17 protein-coding genes and 4 pseudogenes are annotated in these 19,725 nt (G+C 42.6%); 9 read left to right on the forward strand and 12 right to left on the reverse strand.

Annotated elements, in window-relative coordinates:
- Positions 1 to 174: 174 nt before the first annotated feature.
- Positions 175 to 921: a sulfate transporter CysZ gene (cysZ, locus tag BLO31_RS15515; protein WP_070968657.1), complete on the reverse strand. Its 747-nt coding sequence runs from the start codon at positions 919 to 921 to the stop codon at positions 175 to 177.
- Between the two features lie 194 nt (positions 922 to 1,115).
- On the opposite strand from cysZ, the gene zipA reads away from it, so the two are divergent.
- The 3 genes and pseudogenes from zipA to BLO31_RS15530 all read left to right on the forward strand — a co-directional run bounded on the left by zipA (position 1,116) and on the right by BLO31_RS15530 (position 5,676).
- Complete coding sequence (gene zipA / locus BLO31_RS15520; protein WP_070968660.1) at positions 1,116 to 1,982, forward strand: cell division protein ZipA; 867 nt, start codon at positions 1,116 to 1,118, stop codon at positions 1,980 to 1,982.
- Between the two features lie 123 nt (positions 1,983 to 2,105).
- A pseudogene (ligA, locus tag BLO31_RS15525) lies at positions 2,106 to 4,114 on the forward strand (NAD-dependent DNA ligase LigA).
- Positions 4,115 to 4,608: 494 nt separating this feature from the next.
- Positions 4,609 to 5,676 carry a porin gene (locus BLO31_RS15530; RefSeq protein WP_070968663.1) on the forward strand — a complete coding sequence of 356 codons (1,068 nt, stop codon included), beginning with the start codon at positions 4,609 to 4,611 and terminating at the stop codon, positions 5,674 to 5,676.
- A gap of 373 nt (positions 5,677 to 6,049) precedes the next feature.
- Here the strand turns inward: BLO31_RS15530 and BLO31_RS15535 are convergent, their stop codons facing one another.
- The 7 genes and pseudogenes from BLO31_RS15535 to BLO31_RS15560 form a co-directional block, all read right to left on the reverse strand.
- Positions 6,050 to 6,703 (reverse strand): DUF2057 family protein, encoded by a 654-nt coding sequence (locus tag BLO31_RS15535; protein WP_070968666.1) that lies wholly within the window; start codon positions 6,701 to 6,703, stop codon positions 6,050 to 6,052.
- 131 nt (positions 6,704 to 6,834) lie between these two features.
- Entirely contained in the window at positions 6,835 to 7,008 is a 174-nt protein-coding gene (locus BLO31_RS23885; RefSeq protein ID WP_175443237.1) for a hypothetical protein, read from the reverse strand.
- A gap of 331 nt (positions 7,009 to 7,339) precedes the next feature.
- Positions 7,340 to 7,795, reverse strand: coding sequence for an NfeD family protein (locus BLO31_RS15540; protein WP_070968669.1), 456 nt, complete (start codon positions 7,793 to 7,795; stop codon positions 7,340 to 7,342).
- A 44-nt stretch (positions 7,796 to 7,839) separates the two neighbouring features.
- Positions 7,840 to 8,783, reverse strand: a pseudogene (locus BLO31_RS15545) (SPFH domain-containing protein).
- A 144-nt stretch (positions 8,784 to 8,927) separates the two neighbouring features.
- On the reverse strand, positions 8,928 to 9,782 hold the full coding sequence (locus tag BLO31_RS15550; RefSeq protein ID WP_070968672.1) for a co-chaperone YbbN: 855 nt from the start codon (positions 9,780 to 9,782) through the stop codon (positions 8,928 to 8,930).
- A 280-nt stretch (positions 9,783 to 10,062) separates the two neighbouring features.
- Positions 10,063 to 10,890 (reverse strand): SDR family oxidoreductase, encoded by an 828-nt coding sequence (locus BLO31_RS15555; RefSeq protein ID WP_070968675.1) that lies wholly within the window; start codon positions 10,888 to 10,890, stop codon positions 10,063 to 10,065.
- A 73-nt stretch (positions 10,891 to 10,963) separates the two neighbouring features.
- Positions 10,964 to 11,881, reverse strand: a complete 918-nt coding sequence (locus BLO31_RS15560; RefSeq protein ID WP_070968679.1) for a TIGR01777 family oxidoreductase — start codon at positions 11,879 to 11,881, stop codon at positions 10,964 to 10,966.
- Between the two features lie 255 nt (positions 11,882 to 12,136).
- On the opposite strand from BLO31_RS15560, the pseudogene BLO31_RS15565 reads away from it, so the two are divergent.
- The 5 genes and pseudogenes from BLO31_RS15565 to yfcE all read left to right on the forward strand — a co-directional run bounded on the left by BLO31_RS15565 (position 12,137) and on the right by yfcE (position 15,002).
- Positions 12,137 to 12,870, forward strand: a pseudogene (locus tag BLO31_RS15565) (DUF1538 family protein).
- The gene (locus BLO31_RS15570) at positions 12,867 to 13,664 is read left to right on the forward strand and encodes a DUF1538 domain-containing protein (protein WP_070968682.1); all 798 of its coding nucleotides are present in this window, start codon (positions 12,867 to 12,869) and stop codon (positions 13,662 to 13,664) included. Before BLO31_RS15565 ends, BLO31_RS15570 begins: the two are co-directional and overlap by 4 nt.
- Positions 13,654 to 14,004: a P-II family nitrogen regulator gene (locus BLO31_RS15575; RefSeq protein WP_070968684.1), complete on the forward strand. Its 351-nt coding sequence runs from the start codon at positions 13,654 to 13,656 to the stop codon at positions 14,002 to 14,004. Before BLO31_RS15570 ends, BLO31_RS15575 begins: the two co-directional genes overlap by 11 nt.
- On the forward strand, positions 14,001 to 14,408 hold the full coding sequence (locus tag BLO31_RS15580; RefSeq protein ID WP_070968687.1) for a CBS domain-containing protein: 408 nt from the start codon (positions 14,001 to 14,003) through the stop codon (positions 14,406 to 14,408). Before BLO31_RS15575 ends, BLO31_RS15580 begins: the two co-directional genes overlap by 4 nt.
- A gap of 48 nt (positions 14,409 to 14,456) precedes the next feature.
- On the forward strand, positions 14,457 to 15,002 hold the full coding sequence (yfcE, locus tag BLO31_RS15585; protein WP_070968689.1) for a phosphodiesterase: 546 nt from the start codon (positions 14,457 to 14,459) through the stop codon (positions 15,000 to 15,002).
- A 51-nt stretch (positions 15,003 to 15,053) separates the two neighbouring features.
- Here the strand turns inward: yfcE and BLO31_RS15590 are convergent, their stop codons facing one another.
- From BLO31_RS15590 to BLO31_RS15605, 4 genes are read right to left on the reverse strand one after another with little or no spacing between them, the layout of a single operon-like run.
- Positions 15,054 to 15,332, reverse strand: a complete 279-nt coding sequence (locus tag BLO31_RS15590) for an Rdx family protein (protein WP_070968691.1) — start codon at positions 15,330 to 15,332, stop codon at positions 15,054 to 15,056.
- A 7-nt stretch (positions 15,333 to 15,339) separates the two neighbouring features.
- Positions 15,340 to 16,095 (reverse strand): sulfite exporter TauE/SafE family protein, encoded by a 756-nt coding sequence (locus BLO31_RS15595; RefSeq protein ID WP_070968694.1) that lies wholly within the window; start codon positions 16,093 to 16,095, stop codon positions 15,340 to 15,342.
- Between the two features lie 40 nt (positions 16,096 to 16,135).
- On the reverse strand, positions 16,136 to 16,657 hold the full coding sequence (locus tag BLO31_RS15600) for a regulatory protein ToxS (RefSeq protein WP_070968697.1): 522 nt from the start codon (positions 16,655 to 16,657) through the stop codon (positions 16,136 to 16,138).
- Positions 16,658 to 16,669: 12 nt separating this feature from the next.
- Positions 16,670 to 17,515 carry a winged helix-turn-helix domain-containing protein gene (locus tag BLO31_RS15605; RefSeq protein WP_070968699.1) on the reverse strand — a complete coding sequence of 282 codons (846 nt, stop codon included), beginning with the start codon at positions 17,513 to 17,515 and terminating at the stop codon, positions 16,670 to 16,672.
- Positions 17,516 to 17,772: 257 nt separating this feature from the next.
- Here BLO31_RS15605 and htpG point away from each other — a divergent pair.
- A pseudogene (gene htpG / locus BLO31_RS15610) lies at positions 17,773 to 19,676 on the forward strand (molecular chaperone HtpG).
- Positions 19,677 to 19,725: the final 49 nt, after the last annotated feature.

The following is a 19,725-nucleotide window of genomic DNA, read 5'->3' on the forward strand; positions in this document are numbered from 1 at the left end:
AGACGTTTGTTGAAAGCTTACATTGCTGAAAGAACCGTATTAAGGAGAAAAATCTAAAGCTTACGCGCAATAAGTATTGGGGCAGAGTGCTTGATGTGCACCCATAAAATCTACTGTAAAGGTCAGAGCGCCCTTGGTTTGGGCGCTTATATCGCTGGTGTAAATGTTATCTGTTTAGAGGTGTTGGTTTTTAAACTCATTCACCCACATAGATGTAGCCCCGCACACCGCAATCGGCATGACAAACAGGTTTAGTAATGGCACCGTAGTAAAAAGGGCGACGAGAACCCCAAACCCATATGCCTTGGATTGTTTTTGTTTCAAACTGTTACGCATCGAATTGAAAGGAACTTTGTGATTGTCGAACGGATAATCACAATACTGCACGGCCAGCATCCAAGCGGTAAAGATAAACCACAAGATAGGACCAAGAGTTTGACCAAGAGCTGGAATGAGAAGCAGTAAAAACAAACCAATAGCCTTGGGCAGGACATAAAGTAACTTGCGCCATTCTCTAGCCAAAATACGTGGTGTATCTTTGATAATGGCTAGCGCTCCAGCTTCATTAACTTTGTTACCTGTTAAATGTTCCTCCACCTTTTCTGCGAGTAAACCGTTAAATGGAGCGGCAACGAAATTAGCTAGTGTACTAAAAAAGTATGAAAACGTTGCGAGTATGGTTATCACAAGCAATGGCCAAAGAAGGTAGCTGAGCCACGACAAAAAATCAGGGAGCTGATTCATCCATCCTTGGATCCAAGTATCTAAGTGAGAAAACAAGTAGAAGAGAGCACCACCAACTAACAGGATGTTGGCCATTAGTGGAAGTAGGACAAAACGTCGGATACCAGGAGTGGTGGCAAGTTGAATACCACGTATAAAATAGCCGAAGCCTGAGCAGTTTTGTTGAGTATGAGACATGGTGTTTCGCTGTGAAAATAACCTTTTCACTATATTACAAGAAAAAAAGCGTGTTCAAAATCACAAGATTAGTGGAACTTCTCACATTAATTTGTTCTAAAACAGTTGATAGATTTGGTAAAGTAACTCGATATAAATTAATTTCTCTCAATACATCATTGATTAAGCGTGTATTGAACAACTGAGAGCAACACATGCAGGAATTGCGATTCGTACTCATTATTGTCGGTGCACTAGCCATAGCTGCGCTACTGTTCCACGGTCTTTGGACTAGTAAAAAAGAGGGCAAAGCGAAGTTTGGCAATAAGCCACTCGGTAAATTGGAAGGAGAAGAAGAGGGAACTGATAACGTCAGTGAACGCGCTTTTGCTCCTGAAGATGACTTTGAAATCATCCGCAAACCTAAACGCTCTAATAATGAAGAGGAAGTGGCGGACCCATTAATTGATGACTACGTAGAGCCCGTTGTGGAAATCAATGATGTTCCAGAAGACGATCATATTCCATCTATTTCCATTGATACCAATGAGCCACTTTTAACTGAAGAAGAATCTGTTCTAAGGGCCGATGCTCACGAAGAGGGAGAATCGGAAGCGGCAGTAATCGACGCTTCTGGTGAGAAGCAAGACGAAGAAGAGCGCCTGGACGTTATTGTTCTGAACGTGCATTGTTCTTCCGACCAAGCCTTTGTTGGAACTAAATTATTTGAAAGTATGCAACAAAACGGCCTTTTATACGGGGAAATGGATATCTTCCATCGCCATGCTGATATATCAGGCACAGGAAAAGTGTTGTTTAGCGTTGCAAATATGATGCAGCCGGGTACATTAAAGCACGATGATCCAGCCACCTTCACTACCAAAGGCATTTCTTTCTTTATGACGTTGCCTGGTTTTGGCGATCCAGAGCAAAACTTCAAGTTGATGCTAAAAACGGCGCAGCAGATTGCTGATGATTTGAGTGCCAACGTATTGGATGATGCTCGTAATTTGATGACACCGAACCGACTTGATGCCTATCGGGCTCAAATTAAGGAATTTAAGGCTCGTAGCGAAAGCTAACGAGTATTGATGATTAAAAAGGGCTCTTAGGAGCCCTTTTTAGTTTGCAAATTGATTGCGGATGAGTGGGACAATGTACATACTCACCGGATACCAACACTGATAAAAACGAACCAGAGTTATATGTCGACAGATATTCAGCAAAAGTTAAATCAACTCAAAGACGAACTTCACCATCATGCGGTGCTCTACTACGTGGAAGATAAACCAGTTATTCCAGACGCGGAATATGACAGGTTAATGAGAGAACTGATGGAACTGGAAGCGAATAACCCAGAGCTGATTACCTCAGATTCACCAAGTCAACGAGTGGGTGGTGCGCCTTTAGATGGGTTTACACAAGTTCAGCATGAAATTCCAATGCTCTCTTTAGACAATGCTTTTGATGACGATGAACTGACCAGCTTTAACAAGCGGATGACAGATAGACTTGGCCGAGAAGTAGCGACCTTCTGCTGTGAGCCTAAGTTAGATGGACTTGCAGTGAGCTTGATGTATGAAAACGGTATTTTGGTTCAAGCAGCAACTAGAGGTGATGGTGCTACCGGAGAAAACATTACCGACAATGTACGTACGATTAAATCTGTACCTTTGAAGCTGCAAGGAGAAGGCTGGCCTGCGCGTTTAGAAGTTCGCGGCGAAGTATTTATGCCTAAAGCTGGATTTGACGCGCTTAATGAAAAAGCGGCGAAAAAAGGTGAAAAAGTCTTTGTGAATCCGCGTAATGCTGCGGCTGGTAGCCTAAGACAACTCGATTCTCGTATTACCGCCACCCGTCCTTTGAGCTTTTACGCCTATAGTGTTGGCGTGGTGGAAGGCGTTGAACTTTCAGACAGTCATTATCATCGATTTTTACAGTTGAAATCTTGGGGCTTACCGATGTGCCCAGAAACCAAACTGGTAAACGGTTTACAAGAGGTAAAAGCTTATTATCAGAATATTTTAGATAAACGAGATGCACTGGCCTATGAAATTGATGGCGTGGTCATAAAAACTGATGAGATCGCTATTCAAAAGCAACTAGGGTTTGTTGCGCGTGCTCCACGGTGGGCGATTGCCTATAAGTTTCCAGCGCAAGAAGAGGTAACTACATTAAACGATGTAGAGTTCCAAGTCGGAAGAACGGGCGCTATTACACCAGTAGCGAAACTAGAGCCTGTTTTTGTCGGTGGCGTTACAGTAAGCAACGCCACTTTGCACAACGCCGATGAAATAGAAAGGTTAGGTGTGAAAATTGGTGACAGTGTCATTATTCGACGCGCAGGGGATGTGATTCCTCAAATTGTTAGTGTGATAAAAGAACGACGTCCAAGTGATGCTATAGATATTGTCTTTCCAACACATTGCCCAGTGTGTGGGTCTCCAATAGAAAAAGTTGAGGGAGAGGCGGTAGCTCGATGTACGGGCGGATTAGTTTGTCCTGCTCAGCGAAAAGAGGCGCTTAAGCATTTTGTTTCGCGTAAAGCGTTAGATGTGGATGGTCTCGGTGACAAAGTGATAGAGCAGCTAGTTGACAAAGAGATGGTGGAAACTCCTGCAGATCTGTTTACCTTGCGCGCAGGTGTGTTGACCGTGCTTGAGCGAATGGGTCCTAAGTCGGCGGAAAACATTGTCAACGCTCTAAAAAAATCTAAAAACACCACTTTAGCTCGCTTTTTGTACTCGTTAGGTATTCGAGAAGTGGGAGAAGCAACGGCTGCCAACTTGGCACTGCATTATAAGTCATTAGAAAATATTCAAAGCGCAACCCATGAATCACTGATCCAAGTACAGGACATTGGCGATATCGTTGCCAGCCATATTACGACCTTTTTCTCCAGCGAAAAAAATCTAAAAGTTATTGAGTCACTGTTAGGCCACGGTATTAACTGGCCGGAAATAGAGGATCGAGTGGAAGGCGTTGAACTGCCCTTAGATGGCTTGACTGTCGTGTTAACTGGCTCCCTTTCTCAGTTAACACGAAGTGATGCAAAAGCGGCCCTACAAAACCTAGGAGCTAAGGTTACTGGTAGTGTTTCGAAGAAAACCGATATTCTCTTTGCCGGCGAAAATGCAGCTCTAAGCTCGCCAAAGCACAGGACTTGGGTATTGAAGTTAAATCAGAACAAGATTTATTAGATTTGATGCCATAGAAGAAATCTAAATCAAAACAAAAAAGCCTTAAACACTATGTTTGAGGCTTTTTTTTGTACGATAAAAATGTAGCCAAGATCACGGGATATTCAATACAGTGATCAAGTTCAATAACCAGGTTTTTACTTATTTAATAAAAATAAAATTGCGACGCACTTCAATGTACTGTTAGTTGTGTATAATTTAACTCATTGAAATAAAAGGGTTTTATTAAAGTTCAATTTCGTTGGCTATTTTTTTGCGAGGCAGATCATCATCTTTAGAAAAGTTTGTAGCAGCTCATATTTTTTTAGAAAGAAATAAAGAACTGATTGATGTTTTTTATCACGAAGTTAGTCTTAAGCACATGGATACACAGTGTGTATGCAGGAAATTGAAAATCAAAAATTAAAGGTTAATTGCGATTTTCACATAGGAAATGAGTTCTCCCTTCGGCGGCCAACTTAAGGTGAGAAACGAAAAGACAGCTATATCCATATTTAGGAGTTTTTCCATGGACAAAATGTTTAAGCGCACTCTAATCGGTGCAGCAGTGGCATCAGTTGCATTCTCAGGCTCAGCTCTAGCTAAGCCAGCAACAGATACAGTAGACCTATACGGTCAGGTTGCAATCTCTATCGCTCAAAACGTTCTTAGTTACAAAGACAAAGAAGTTGATAAGAAAGAGCAGACAATTGGAATGGACAACGAATCTCGTATGGGTATTCGTGGTTCTGTTGACTTCGAACGCGGTCCAAAATTCATTTGGCAACTTGAAGGCGGCGATGTAGGTGACGACGGTAGCGGTAGTGGCCTTGGTGTTCGTGACACTTACGGCGGCTTCGATTTTGCGGAAGGCGGTACACTTAAGTTCGGTCGTCAGCTAACTCCTCTGTTTGAAATCGTAGATGGCTATACTGGCCAGTCTTCTGGTACTGGTTTCACAATGGGTAACACTGGTAACGTGAACTATGAGCGTCAACCAAATATGTTCCGCTACGATTCTGCAGACCTAAGCGGCTTTAGCTTTGACCTAGCACTAGGTCGTGGTGACGAAGGAACCAAAGGTTCAAACGTTTACGGTTTGGGTGCCCAGTACCGTATTGGCGTAGCTACATTTAAAGTCGGCTACGAATACAACAACGAAAAGAAAGCTAATGACAAGACTATTCCTTCTCTAGCTGGAAAAACTATCAAGTCAAATGCCCTAGTAGCAGGTGTTAACCTAGACTTTGATAACTTTGGTGCACACCTTGCTTACCTAGCTGGTGAAATCGAAGGTCAAAAAGATCTTTCTGGCCATTCCGCAGAAGCTGATGCTATCAAAGTTGGTGCTTACTTCACTGGTGTTGAAAACTGGACATTCAACTTGAACTACGGTGCCAACTCAGATGTTGATTTTGAAACTCCGACTGCATCAGGTAAGGTCATCAACAATACTTCTGCTTGGACAGGTCAGGCGATGTACTCAATTGACCCTGCAGCAGTAGTTTACGCTCGTGTAGTAGCTGCTAAAAACGAAGTTGCAGCTGGCAGCCACAGTGATTTCGGTTGGCGTCTAGGTGTAGAATACTACTTCTAATCTAAGACCCTTAATCAACTGCTTTTAAACAGCCAGCTCTTATGAGCTGGCTTTTTTGATCTCGATAGTCAGTGCTTTTTTGGGCTGATGTTCTAATGTTCGTACTTTAATTTGTTTGACAAGGAGATCTTTTGTTGATGTGCACAACAAAAACTAAGCCATGGAACGAATCACGAGTAGAGAGAAAAACCTGAAAGATATAGTTAAGAGAGGAGCTCAGCACTGGTATAAAACTATGACTAAGTGACGTGTGGATTGAGAGTTGTTTTACTTAATAATAGAAAAACTTCTTTCAATAAGTATTGAGGTTGCGGCAAAAAAAGCGCTCGATGAATTACATCAAGCGCAAATTAATCTTTTACAAAATAGCGGCTTACATATTTTTAATAGCCCAACTCATAAACTCTTGTTTTTCTTGAGCGGAGAAATTTGAAAATGCTTGCTGAAGTTCTGCAACACTCTTGCTAACCGGTACTTCCACTGGCTGATTTTTTTTCACATAAATTGGTTGAGGGACAAAAACATTTGTTTCTGAATAGTGTGCTAAGCTTGCTGGCTCACTAGTACGGTTATAGTTTTCCGTCGCTTGTACATAGTCTGAACCAAAAGTTAGAAGTGTCGATAGTTGGTCAGTTTTTAGAGATGAGATTTCTTTACCATTGTTAGTCATAGTAAGTACTGGTTTAGAGTTAAATCGTCTGCCTTGTTGCAAAGTTTCTAGCTCAGTGAGTTCAAGTTCAAGTGTTGAGTTTGACTCGTCGAATGTTGTGATAAATGGTGTTGACTTAAACTTAGTCAATTTACTTCCACCATCATTGACCACTTTACTGATTCGATAAACAACTTGGTTTACACCATTAGGAACAGTAATATTCTCTTTATAGTCAAATCCAAAGCTAGAATAGCCGGCGTCTTCGCCATTTATTACTAAAACTTGCACACCTTCAGGAATATTAACTGTTACTTCTGAAAGTGCTAGGGGAGAAAACAGAATAGATGCTGCAATCAATGATTTTTTTAGGGACATAGTCACTCCATAACTACATGGACATACAAAGCTTTATTGTATTATCTTTAGCTATTAGAAACTATAAAAATGTACTCCAATAATGTGTTGTCGACCACAATAAAAAGGCAGCGATGCTGCCTTTTTAAATGTTACATAGCTTTGCCGTCATGACGTTTGCAAATCATCTCAGGTTCATACACAACTTTGCCGTCAGGCAGCATGCATTCGATGTACTTCCCTGAAACACCGGCCCCAACCTCTACACTAGAGGCCTGAGCAAAACCCGCAAAAGACAAAATCATTAAAAGTAATCCAATTCTCATAACATGTTCTCCTACACTTTTAAAATATCCCACTGAGTGAGATAGCTTTAAGTATGTATGAGGACCTTAAAAGATCACTGGAAATTTCAGTTATTTATGTTTGCAATAAACAATAAGTAGCGTGAATTGGTTTTTGTATAAGATAAATAACTGAAATTTAAAACATGGAATTTTGTCGAATAATAAAAGTTGATGGTTTTTTATCATAAACTACTTTCTTAATTCCCTTAATTAACTAAGAAAGTAATATAAATATCAATATCTAATGTTTGTATTTTCTTTTTTCCCCAAGTCTGGAGGGGATTATTGTCTGTAATAGATGGGAATAGGGCTAATTTTTTTTAATTTTTATGTGTAAAATTATTCCATCCAATCGAACAATCTCTACGTTTTCCCCTTTAGAGATATCTTGTTCACTCATCGCCGCCCATGTTGTATCTCCAACTTTAATGCGATTTTTTCCTGCTTGAATATCTTCTTCAAGCCTAATAACTTGCCCGACAAGCTGTTTTTGCTTCTGATTGAGTGTCCGAGCGTCATCACTTTTAATGTCAATTTTGTGTTGCTTTCTCCACCAAAGCCAAGTGGTCATCAATGAAAAACTAGCAAAGCTTAGCCATTGTAGTTGCCAACCAATAGGCATAATTAACATTAGCAATCCAATGGCTAATGCCGATATACCTAACCAAAGAAAGTAACCTGCAACACCGAGCAGCTCTACGGCGAGTAAAGCCAGCCCGAATGCTAGCCAGTGCCAATAATTGAGTTCACTTAACCACTCTGCCATAACCTGTTACTTCCCTTGTTTAGTTTTATTTAACTGTTATTCAATTAAGAATTTGTTTTGTCGCTTTTGGTTGAAGTTTGGAACATTTCCGCAATACCAGCGATCGAGCCCATTAAACCAGCGGCTTCAAGCGGTAACATAACGATTTTTCCATTTTCGGCCTGACCAATGGTTTTTAATGCCTCGGTATAGCTTGGGCAATAAAGTAATTGACGGCCTGCATATCTCCGCGGGCGATGGCCTCAGAAACCATAGTTGTCGCTTTCGCTTCAGCTTCCGCCGCACGCTCTCGCGCTTCGGCTTGTAAGATAGCGGATTGTTTATCACCTTCAGCTTTAAGGATCTCTGACTGTTTTTGTCCTTCAGCTCGTAAAATTTCGGCTTGGCGTATACCTTCAGCCTCAAGAATTTCTGCTCGTTTATTTCGCTCCGCTTTCATCTGAGCGTTCATCGCCGCCGTCAGGTCTTTTGGTGGCTGCACATCTTTGATTTCGATACGCGTGACTTTTACACCCCATGGATTGGTTGCCTCGTCAACGATGGTCAATAGCTGAGTATTGATCATATCTCTTTGACTGAGCATTTCGTCGAGCTCCATAGAGCCCAAAACAGTACGAATGTTGGTTAAGGTTAGGTTGCGAATCGCGTGTTCGAGATCATTAACCTCGTAAGCGGCTTGCGGAGCATCAACGACTTGAACGAAACAGACTGCATCAATAGTGACATTGGCATTATCTTTTGAAATGACCTCTTGTGCAGGGATATCAAGTACCCGCTCCATCATGTTGACCTTTTGGCCAATTCTATCGACAAATGGAATGATAATGTTCAAGCCAGGCTTGAGAGTCACCGTATAACGGCCAAACCTTTCAACGGTCCAGTGGTTTCCTTGAGGTACGGTTTTTACCGCTGAGACAAGGATAAAAATAGCCAGTAATACCGCAAATCCAATGGCGATAATCGTGTCTAAAGCTGCTATGACATCCATTTTGGGCTCCTAACTTTACAAGTATTTAGTTGATTTTCGCTGCCTTTGGTATTTAGGACAACAAACCTTAAGTGATTGTTCAGCAAAACGTTATAAAAAAACCGGCGCAGCGGTTTTATCAATAGTAGCTAGACGTAACGCCTGTTAGTAGAGCATTGAATACAACTGGCGACGATATTTTCCAGCAACGGGGTGTCCTTGTCCCAAGGCAGCCAAGATATCCATAAAGGCTTTTTTAAGTTCCCCATCTTTGGTGTTGAGATCAGCTTTAAGAAAAGACCAGAGTAATTGTAAGGCCTCTTCATCGCGATTCACCTGATGGTAGGCAAGTGATAACTCTAAAACAATGGCCAAATCGTCTGGTTTGAGTGAGAGTTTTTGCTCAAGGTTTTGTAATTCAGGGCTATTTGCCGCCTGTTGCAACAGCTCTAATTTGGCGACGAGTCCTTTGTAATAGTTATCCTGATACTCTAGAGGGATCTGCGCTAGTAACTCACTCGCAAAACTCGCTTGTTGTAGAGCGAGATAACATTCGGCCAAGGCCAGCTTTACTTCACCCTTTTGCTTAAACTCGTCTTCGAGTTTCTCCAATATAGTAAGAGCCTGTGTATGCTCTTGCGATTGAAGTAGAGCCATCGCTTGTTGAAAATCTAATTCGTCTTGGCTGGGTAAGTGTTTTGCCAGCATAGCTTGTATTGCTTCGATAGATTGTGGACCACCTAACCCGTCCGCTGGTTGCCCATTGACAAATAAAGCGATAGTTGGCAAAGCCTGAACGCCAAATTGTGAAGCGATATGATGCTCTTTTTCACAGTCGAGAAATGCTAAGGTAAATGCACCGTTATAGCTTTGAGCCAACGTATTAAGCTGGGGACGAATGACAGAACTTTCTTGATGAGAAGGCGCCCAAAAGTGGATTAACACTGGAGTAGTTACTGAGCCTTCCAGCACCTGCCTAAAGTTTTGCTCGTTAAGTTCAACGATAAAAGGGGACTGCATCACGTTATTCCTTTTGATATGGATACTAAAAAGATTGGGATAAAGCGATTTAAATTCAAGTAAACAGGCAATAAAAAACACAGCTAGGTATGCCGTATTTAATGTGAAATTGATAGGCTGAGAGATTTTACAAAAAGATAAACAAGGTGAGGGCTACACCTATACTCAACCAGTTTAGCTGGTTTAACGTCATAATTTCACCGAATGAGGGAGCGAGTACTGAAAACTTGGCCATTATCGATTGGAATTATGACGAGCGTATTACATCAAATTACATTTTTTAAGCTGCACGTCTCAGTAATTCATCCAGCCATCGGCTTGGCAGCAGCCGTTTAAGGATTGCAAAGACTTTGGTGGGTGTGGTGACCCGATAACGCAGCTTGGGTTTTGGTGACTCTAGTGCGTCCACGAGAGGAGTGACACAAGACTCCGGTGGAAGAACAAAAGCGTTTTCGGAGTTTTTGGCATTTAATCGAGTCAATTGTTGGCGATACTTCTCACGGTGATAGCTACGATCTATCTCTATCCATGTTTGAAAAGCGACTTTGGCATTTTCTCTAAACTGAGTTTCGATAGGGCCCGGTTCGATTAGGCTTATCTGAATATCCGTGTCGTGAAGCTCAAGCCTGAGTGTATCGGTCCAACCTTCCAAAGCAAATTTTGATGCGTTGTAAGCGCCTCTGTATTTCATCGCGGCAAAGCCCAAAACAGAACTGTTTTGCACTATCCTACCGTAGCCCTGCTTACGCATAACGGGAAGAACGAGAGAAACTAACTCATGCCAACCAAAGAAATTGGTTTGAAATTGCTTTTTGAGTGCTTCAACAGGGAGATCTTCTAACGCGCCAGGTTGTCCATAGGCACCATTGTTGAATAGGGCATAGAGTTCACCATTGGTTAGTTCCAAAGTCACTTCAACCGCTCGTCGAATACTTTCACTGTCGTTGAGATCAAGCTGTATGCAGGTCAACCCTTCACTGGTGAGTCGTTCCACGTCTTCTGTCTTCCGACAAGAGGCAATGACTTTGTAACCTCGTTTAGCTAAAGCATGAGCACAAGTGTATCCTATACCGGTAGAGCAGCCGGTTATCAAGATGGATTTATTCATAAAGAGACTCACTAATGATTTGGTTTAGCTCATTGTAAACCCGACAAAAAAATCACACTAGTGAGTTTTGAAACTAGCTGTTGTGATCTTGAAATAGGTTCTTCATCGCGGGCTCTAAGCGCGAATAGCTAAATTTAAAACCCAGTTCAGTTAATTTTTTGGGTTTAGCGCGAATACTGTCAAACAACAAACTAGCACTTTCACCCATTGCTAACTGTAGAACCCATCTTGGGGTAAAGAGGAAGTGGGGGCGATGCAAGGCTTTTGACAAAGTTCGGCTAAATTCTAGATTCGTTACAGGGTGTGGGGCAACGAGATTAAACTCGCCGTGCGCATGAGGGGTGTTGACTAAAAACACAATAGCCTTAACCATGTCCAGCATATGAATCCAAGGCATATATTGCTTACCTTTTCCGATTGGACCACCTAATCCCATTCGATATGGAGGAAGCATTTTTTTAAGTGCTCCTCCGTTGGGTCCTAGCACAATACCCGTGCGCAAAATGCAAACACGGGTGTTTTCGTTGCTTGCTCTTTTGGCTATTTCCTCCCACTTTGCACACACATAGTGAGCGAAATTGTCGTGATGAACGTGCAAACTCTCATCAAAAGGATGAGACTGCTGATCGCCGTAATAACCGACCGCTGAACCACTGATAAATGTCGATGGTGGTTCAGTACTTGCGTGAAATAGCTCGACCAATTTCTCAGTTGTTTTCCAACGACTATCGCAAATGCGCTTTTTTTGAACCTCAGTCCAACGCTTGTCGGCAATAGACTCGCCGGCAAGGTTAACCACTACATCAATATCGTTAAGGTCTTTGAGCGTGTTCAAATCAGACAAGTAAGTGATGTTTCCAAGATCGGCGTGATGAATGATTTTACGTGCCTTTTCCGGCGAACGAGTAAGCAAAACAATTTGATCAGAAGCAAACTGCTTGATCAACTCCCTGCCTATAAAACCAGTACCTCCGGTCAACAGCACTTTCATGGACATTCCTCAATTTTTGAACGTGTTTTAGTCAGTGGAAAAACGTATCTAACATTATGAATAATAGCCGATATTTTTGTGCTTTATATAAAACAATTGTGAAAGACCATCAATAGTACGTGTTTTGATAAGTTTATCCGGAGTCACACTTTTTTACATTTGGTGTTCTCTGTTGGACGCTGCGTAGACTAGGTCACATCGAATCTACTAACGATTTGCCATTATTGAATGGTTAGAATCGACATGGGAGAGTTTATGCAGGCAATATTGGCGCTAGGGAAAGCCCTATTAGGAAGCCTTAGAGATCTCCTACCTATTGTACTTGTTATTGCATTTTTTCAGTTGGTCGTTTTACAAGAGCCACTGCCCAACCTATTTTCCATTCTCGCTGGATTGGTCCTAGTCGTGGTCGGTTTAACATTTTTTATCTTTGGTCTAGAAATGGGTTTGTTTCCGATTGGTGAATCCATGGCCCAAGCGTTGCTCGCAAAGGTAGCGTATTCTGGTTACTTGTTTTTGCATTTTGCTTGGGTTTTGGAACCACAATTGCTGAGCCTGCACTTACTGCCGTTGCGGCAGAAGCGGCAGAGGTCGCCGCGGAGGGGGGAATGATCCCCAACATGGCGCATGAAATGGAGTCTTATGCCGATGGTTTAAGGTTTACCGTGGCGCTATCAGTAGGTGTGGCGATAGTGATTGGTGTATTAAGGATTTTAAAAGGTTGGCCAATACAATACATGATCATTGCAGGGTACATTGGTGTTGTTATTCTGACTGCCTTTGCGCCGGAAAGTATTATCGGAGTGGCCTATGACTCAGGTGGAGTCACAACGTCCACAATTACCGTGCCTTTAGTCACCGCCTTAGGAGTAGGCCTCGCATCTTCAATTAAAGGGCGAAATCCCATGATAGATGGATTTGGGCTTATCGCGTTTGCGTCCTTACTACCGATGATGTTTGTTATGGTTTACGGAATGGTGGTGGCATGACGATCTTATCCCAATTTTTTTCAACGTTGTTGGACACATTGGCAGATGTGGTCCCCATTGCGACCATCATTTTTGGATTCCAATTTGCGGTACTGCGCAAACCTATTAGTAATCCCATCCGAGTGTTACTCGGCTTCGCTTATGTGGTTGTAGGATTGACCCTATTTCTTATGGGGCTAGAGAAAGCACTCTTTCCACTGGGTGAAACAATGGCGCAGCAACTAACAGAGCCGAGTTTTTTGCGACAGTTTAGTTTTAGTGAAGAGAGTGAACTAGGTTGGCAAGATTACTACTGGGTTTATCTGTTTGCTTTTTTTATCGGTTTCAGTACCACTATTGCCGAGCCGTCACTTATCGCTGTTGCAATTAAAGCCAATCAAGTCTCTGGCGGTAGTATTAGCGTCAATGGGTTACGAGTGGCCGTAGCGATAGGCGTGGCAGTTGGTATTTCATTGGGAAGTTATCGAATAGTAGTGGGAGACCCGATTCACTATTACATCATTGTTGGGTATGTCGTGGTGGTAATACAGACCTTTTACGCGCCCAAATTAATAGTCCCATTAGCTTATGACTCTGGCGGGGTGACGACATCAACCGTTACCGTGCCTTTAGTAGCAGCATTAGGGCTAGGACTGGCATCAACGGTGCCGGGACGAAACCCGATGATAGATGGTTTTGGCTTAATTGCGTTTGCCAGTTTATTCCCGATGATTTCAGTGATGGCGTATGCCCAATTGACTCAGTGGATAAACCAAAGATCAAAACCAGAAGAGGAAAATGAGAATGCGCTTTAAATTGATAATTGCATTTGTTGAAGATAGCAAAACAGATCAAGTTTTGGATGCAGCAAGGGAAGCGGGTGCTACCGGCGCTACCGTCATTAACAATGCTCGTGGACAAGGTTTGAATCAGAAAAAAACATTTTTTGGTTTGACGTTAGAGGTACAAAAAGACGTGTTACTTTTTGTTGTTGAAGAGCACCTATCGCGACATATCCTTGAAACGATCAGTGATGTTGGTGAGTTTGACCAAACATCTGGCCAAGGAATCGCGGTTCAGCTCGATATTGAAGATGCGGTTGGGGTGGCGCATCAGGTGGAAGAACTGACAAAAGTGGTTGAGGACGAGTTATGAATAGTCACAAAAAGGTTTCTGTAAGAGACGTAATGGCCAACACCTATGTGATGGTGGATGGTTTAACCACGGTAAAAGAGGCCATTGCCTTGGCAAAAAGTCGAGGGGTCAAAGCGTTAGTGGTAAACAAGCGCCACGAAGACGATGAATTTGGCGTGGTGTTGATGAACGATATTGCAAAGAAGGTGTTGGCGAAGAATCGCTCTCCTGAAAGAACGAATATCTATGAAATTATGACCAAACCAGCCTTGTGTGTAGACCCAAATATGAACGTGAAATATTGTGCGCGTTTGTTCGAAAGGTTTGGTATCAGTCGTGCCCCTGTTTTAGAAGATGGCACAATCATAGGAATGGTGAGTTACAACAACATAGTGATAAATGGCATGACAGTGGATGACGAGTAACCTATTTACCCTTAAAATACCCTCAGTTGTTTTAAGGAGTAACTTGCAGTGAAATTATTCTTCGCGTCAGATTTACACGGTTGTGAAGCGGCAACAAAACGAATGTTAGAGGCTTACAAAGCGTCGGGTTCTAAGCACTTAATCTTATTGGGGGACTCTCTTAATCACGGGCCGAGAAACCCTGTTCCCCAGTACTACAATCCGCCGGCTGTCGCTGAGCTGTTGAATGAGTACCAAGACAGTATTATTGCCGTACGCGGTAATTGTGATAGCGAAGTTGATCAGATGCTTTTGCAGTTTCCTATGATGTCTGATTATGCTTGGCTACTTCTGGAGTCCGGTAAGCGATTGTTCCTAACCCACGGCCACCTATACAATGGGAATAAACTGCCACCACTAAGAGATGGGGATGTGATTGTTCACGGTCATACCCATATCCCGCTAGCTCAATCATTGGGTAGCCATTTTATCTTTAACCCAGGGTCGACCACTTTTCCAAGAGAGGGCTATAAGCCAAGTTATGGGTTGTTAGAAAACGATGTGATTCGAGTGGTTTCGTTCGATGGAGAGACCATAGTTCAAAGTTCGATATAAAATCACTAAACGACAAACGCTGTAGGGATATTAACGGCCTACAGCGTCTGATTATTTTCTGTCTGAGTGCCCTAAATCCCGTTCGGGGTCGATGAGATCCCTCACTCTTCTTTTTAGCTCTTTCGCTTCAGGGAAGCCGCCATCGCGTTTTCTTTCCCAAATCAAGTCGCCATTGCACCGTATTTCGAATCGGCCACCCGTGTCCGGATGTAATGTAAGTGCCTCAATCTCTTCACTAAAGGTGTGGAGAAGTTCTTGAGACATCCATGTTGCTCTCAGCATCCAATTACACTGGCGACAATAGTAAATTTCGATATTTGCTTTATTCATATTAAACCTAGAACAGTAGTTTTATCCCAACAACAAGGGTTAGGATCTCGAAACACGTTTTAATTACGCGATTACTATACCTTGTAGAGAGGTACGCGCCTAAGCTACCACCCACAAATGAGCCCAAAAGAAGAACGGGAAGCCAAGGCCAATAGATAGGAGCACCAGCTTGAACGACGGCGATACCGCCAATACCGTTCCAAAAAAGGCCAACACAAATTAAAGTAAGTGCGACTGCTTGTTTATAGCTATACCCAAAGTAGCGAACCAAAAACAGAGTGACGAGTAATCCAGAGCCTGCAGTAAGAGAACCATTGATTACGCCGATGGCGAAAAGGGCGATACCACCAATGATCCATCCTTGAAGCGTTCTATTGGTCGCACTTTCTTCCTGTCCGAGCTGTTTTTTAAACCAAGAGTAGACCCCTAAGCTTAAAATCATCAGACCCAGTAACCTTCGGGCCACTTCTTCTGGTAGCAATAGTACAAGGTTAGCGCCGACGATAGCACCAGCACTTCCTACTAATATCAAGTAGATAGCAATAGGCAGTGAAAACGTTTTTTTACGGATATGAGTAAAAGCCGCACCAAGGCCTAAAGCGACGCTGGCGACTTTGTGGGTAGCCAATGCAACCCCAAAAGGAAGACCTAAAAATATCAGCAGAGGAAATTGCAATAAACCAGCGCCCCCTCCAGAGAGCGAAGCGAGAGTATTTGCAATAACAGAGCCGAAAAAAAGCCCGAAGGATGAGATGAAATCCATAAGTTGTCAGAAAGGGGCATCCTGCCCCTCGTAATAGTGATTAATTAGAAAAGAGAACGGTTGAGCCGTGGTCTAAGCTGGTTAGAAGTAGTGTTTTATTGTTAACGATATCGACTCTTCTGCTTTGCTGGGCCTCTAGCTTATAAATTTGGGTAATGACCTTGAGCTGCTCGGGAGTAAATTCCTTCGAAATCTCAGATGAGACATCTTTAAACTCAATCGGGGACACAAGAAGGTAATCATCACTTAGTGTCCACTCTCCTTTTTCAGCAAGGTGAATAACCGTATCTTTTTCAGTATTGTCTTCTGCGTAAAGGTCAACCGAAGAGGAACGAATATAAGTTCCGTTGCGAAGGTATTTAACATTGGCGGTAATCTCCGCTCTTCTAAGAGGACCTAAAGAGCCTTCTTTGCGGTTGTCGACAATCACCATAGACATACTTGCTTGCCATTCTCTAGAGGTCAGAATTTGCTCTACTTTAAGATCGCTTCCCCAGTAGAGCCAAGCACTTGTAATCAAAGACGCCAGAAATAATATTACTGGAAATTTGTTTATTTTCATTGTCCTAAGCTCCTATTGGCAGACCGATGGCATATCGCGACTTCCAGAGAAAAGCTGCAATGTAACGTTCTCATACGAATATTCAAAAGCGTGAATATAATTAAGTGCCAACTGATTGTGACCACGGCCAGTGACAATGACTTCCTTTGGTTTGAGAGAGTCTTTGTGGAACTCGTTGTACTTCTTAATACACTGCGCTATCGGTTCAAGATAGCTAGATAGATCCGGGTGATTGGAAGGAGTTTTTACAACAACACCATCGATTGTTTCGATTTCTCTAAAACTGGTTTCAGCTGGATTACAGAATAGAATGATAGAAACAGGGAGAACAATGGATATAAAAATTAGCGCTCTAGATATCCAACGGGACAAGTTCTCCTCTTTAGAATCTAAATTTTTGTTGCCTTCAGTCGTCGATAGCTCAATGTTAGCATCTAGGGCCTCGAAGCTCGGTTCTTCAATAATAGGTTCTTGAACCGTGACGTCTTCCTCTTCCGCACCCTGCATTAGCGGTGTGGTTTTTTCGACGGGGCAGATCAGTTGATAGCCGCGTTTAGGCACGGTTTTAACAAACTGAGGGGATTTTGTTGAGTCTTGAAGCATCTTGCGCAACGTGGAAATCGCTTGAGTCAAGCTGGAGTCGTCAACTTCAAATCCCTGCTCGCGCCAAACAAAATCATGCAGCTCATTCCGGGTGATGACTTCGTTGGGTTTTTCAGACAACATCAGCAAAATTCTGCTTTCATTACTGCCTAAACGGACTAGTTGGTCGTCGTTTTCTTTATCGACTAAAGAATTGGTATTGGGATCGAAAATAAATCGATTCGCAATAATAAATTTTGTACCTACGTTACTCATACTATTGGCCATTGGAAACGGTTGAATACAGAGAGCCAGTGGTTGCAATCATCCATGAACCTTAGCGTCAGTGGCTTTATAATTTTTGATGTAAGGGTGGGCAAGCATAGTCAAAAAGAACTTAAAAAAACACCGTTTTTATATCTTTTGACCTTGAATTTACAATTGCTACCCTCATGTTTAATAGCAAATCATCATGTAAGGTCAATAATCTACCACTTAATGGCCTGAATTAGTATAGAAGTTATGGAGTTATCATGAGCGATACTGCAACTAACAACAAAGAAACTCGTGGTTTTCAGTCAGAAGTAAAACAGCTGCTACACCTAATGATTCACTCTCTTTACTCGAACAAAGAGATCTTTTTACGTGAGCTAATTTCGAATGCTTCTGACGCTTCCGACAAACTAAGATTTCAAGCTTTATCACAGCCTGATTTGTATCAAGGAGATGCAGATTTAGGTGTTAAGCTCGCTTTTAATGAAGAAGCCAATACCCTTACCATTTCCGATAATGGTATCGGTATGACGCGTGATGAAGTGATTGAGCACTTAGGTACGATTGCGAAATCCGGTACTGCAGACTTTTTCTCGAATCTGTCCGAAGAGCAAAGTAAAGACTCACAATTGATCGGTCAGTTTGGCGTTGGTTTTTATTCGGCGTTTATTGTGGCAGATGCCGTTACAGTGAGATCGCGTGCGGCAACTGTCGAAGCAGAAGAAGCCGTACAGTGGCACTCTGCAGGTGAGGGTGAATACACCATTGAGAGCATTACTAAGCAGTCTCGCGGTACTGATATTGTGCTGCACATGCGCGAAGAAGGAAAAGAGTTTTTAAACGAGTGGCGTCTAAAAGAAGTTATTAGCAAGTACTCTGATCACATTGGTATTCCAGTATCCATCCAAACCGACGCACGCGATGACGAAGGTAAAGAAACTGGTGAGAAAGTTTGGGAGCAAATCAATAAAGCTCAAGCGCTCTGGACTCGTAACAAATCCGATATTTCTGAGCAAGAATATCAAGAGTTTTACAAGCACGTGTCACACGACTTTGCCGATCCACTGGTTTGGAGTCATAACCGTGTAGAAGGTAAAAACGATTACACTAGCTTGTTATATATCCCTGCTAAAGCACCATGGGATATGATGAATCGCGATCATAAATCAGGCCTAAAACTGTATGTTCAGCGAGTTTTCATCATGGATGACGCTGAACAGTTTATGCCGTCTTATCTGCGTTTTGTACGTGGTTTAATAGACTCGAATGATCTGCCGCTAAACGTATCTCGCGAAATACTTCAAGATAATAAGGTAACGCAGTCACTTCGTGGAGCATGTACGAAGCGCGTACTTACTATGCTTGAGCGCATGGCTAAAAACGACGAAGAAAAATACCAGTCATTCTGGAAAGAGTTTGGCCTAGTGATGAAAGAAGGCCCTGCCGAGGATATGGCGAACAAAGAGAAAGTCGCAGGCTTACTTCGCTTTGCCTCTACTGAGATAGACTCTGCCGATCAGACAATTTCTTTGGCATCTTATGTTGAGCGCATGAAAGAAGGTCAAGATAAGATTTACTTCTTAACTGCTGATAGCTATGCCGCGGCAAAAAATAGTCCACATTTGGAGCAGTTCAAAGCGAAAGGCATTGAAGTTATTCTCATGTTTGATCGCATCGATGAATGGTTGATGAACTATCTAACCGAGTTCGATGGCAAATCTTTCCAGTCGATAACCAAAGCGGGCTTAGATCTAAGTCAGTTTGATGACGAGCAAGAGAAAGAGAAGCAGAAAGAGCAGGAAGAAGAGTTTACATCGGTTGTTGAACGCACCCAGAACTATCTTGGTGAGCGAGTTAAAGAAGTCCGTACCACATTTAAACTGGCCAACACACCAGCGGTAGTAGTGACCGATGACTTTGAAATGGGGACTCAGATGCTAAGCTACTTGAAGCCGCAGGCCAAGCCGCGCCAGAAGTGAAGTACATTCTTGAGTTGAACCCGAATCACGACCTTGTACAACGCATGGCGGATGAAGCAGATGAAGTTGCATTTGGCCGTTGGGTGGAAGTCCTATTGGGCCAAGCGATGTTGGCAGAACGCGGTTCGATGGAAGACCCATCTCAGTTCTTAGGAGCAATTAATAGCCTTTTGACTAAGGTGTAATAGTTGTAAAAATCGTAAAAAGCTCGCAATTTGCGGGCTTTTTATATGA

Source organism: Vibrio sonorensis (assembly GCF_001854765.1).
Classification (GTDB): domain Bacteria; phylum Pseudomonadota; class Gammaproteobacteria; order Enterobacterales; family Vibrionaceae; genus Vibrio; species Vibrio sonorensis.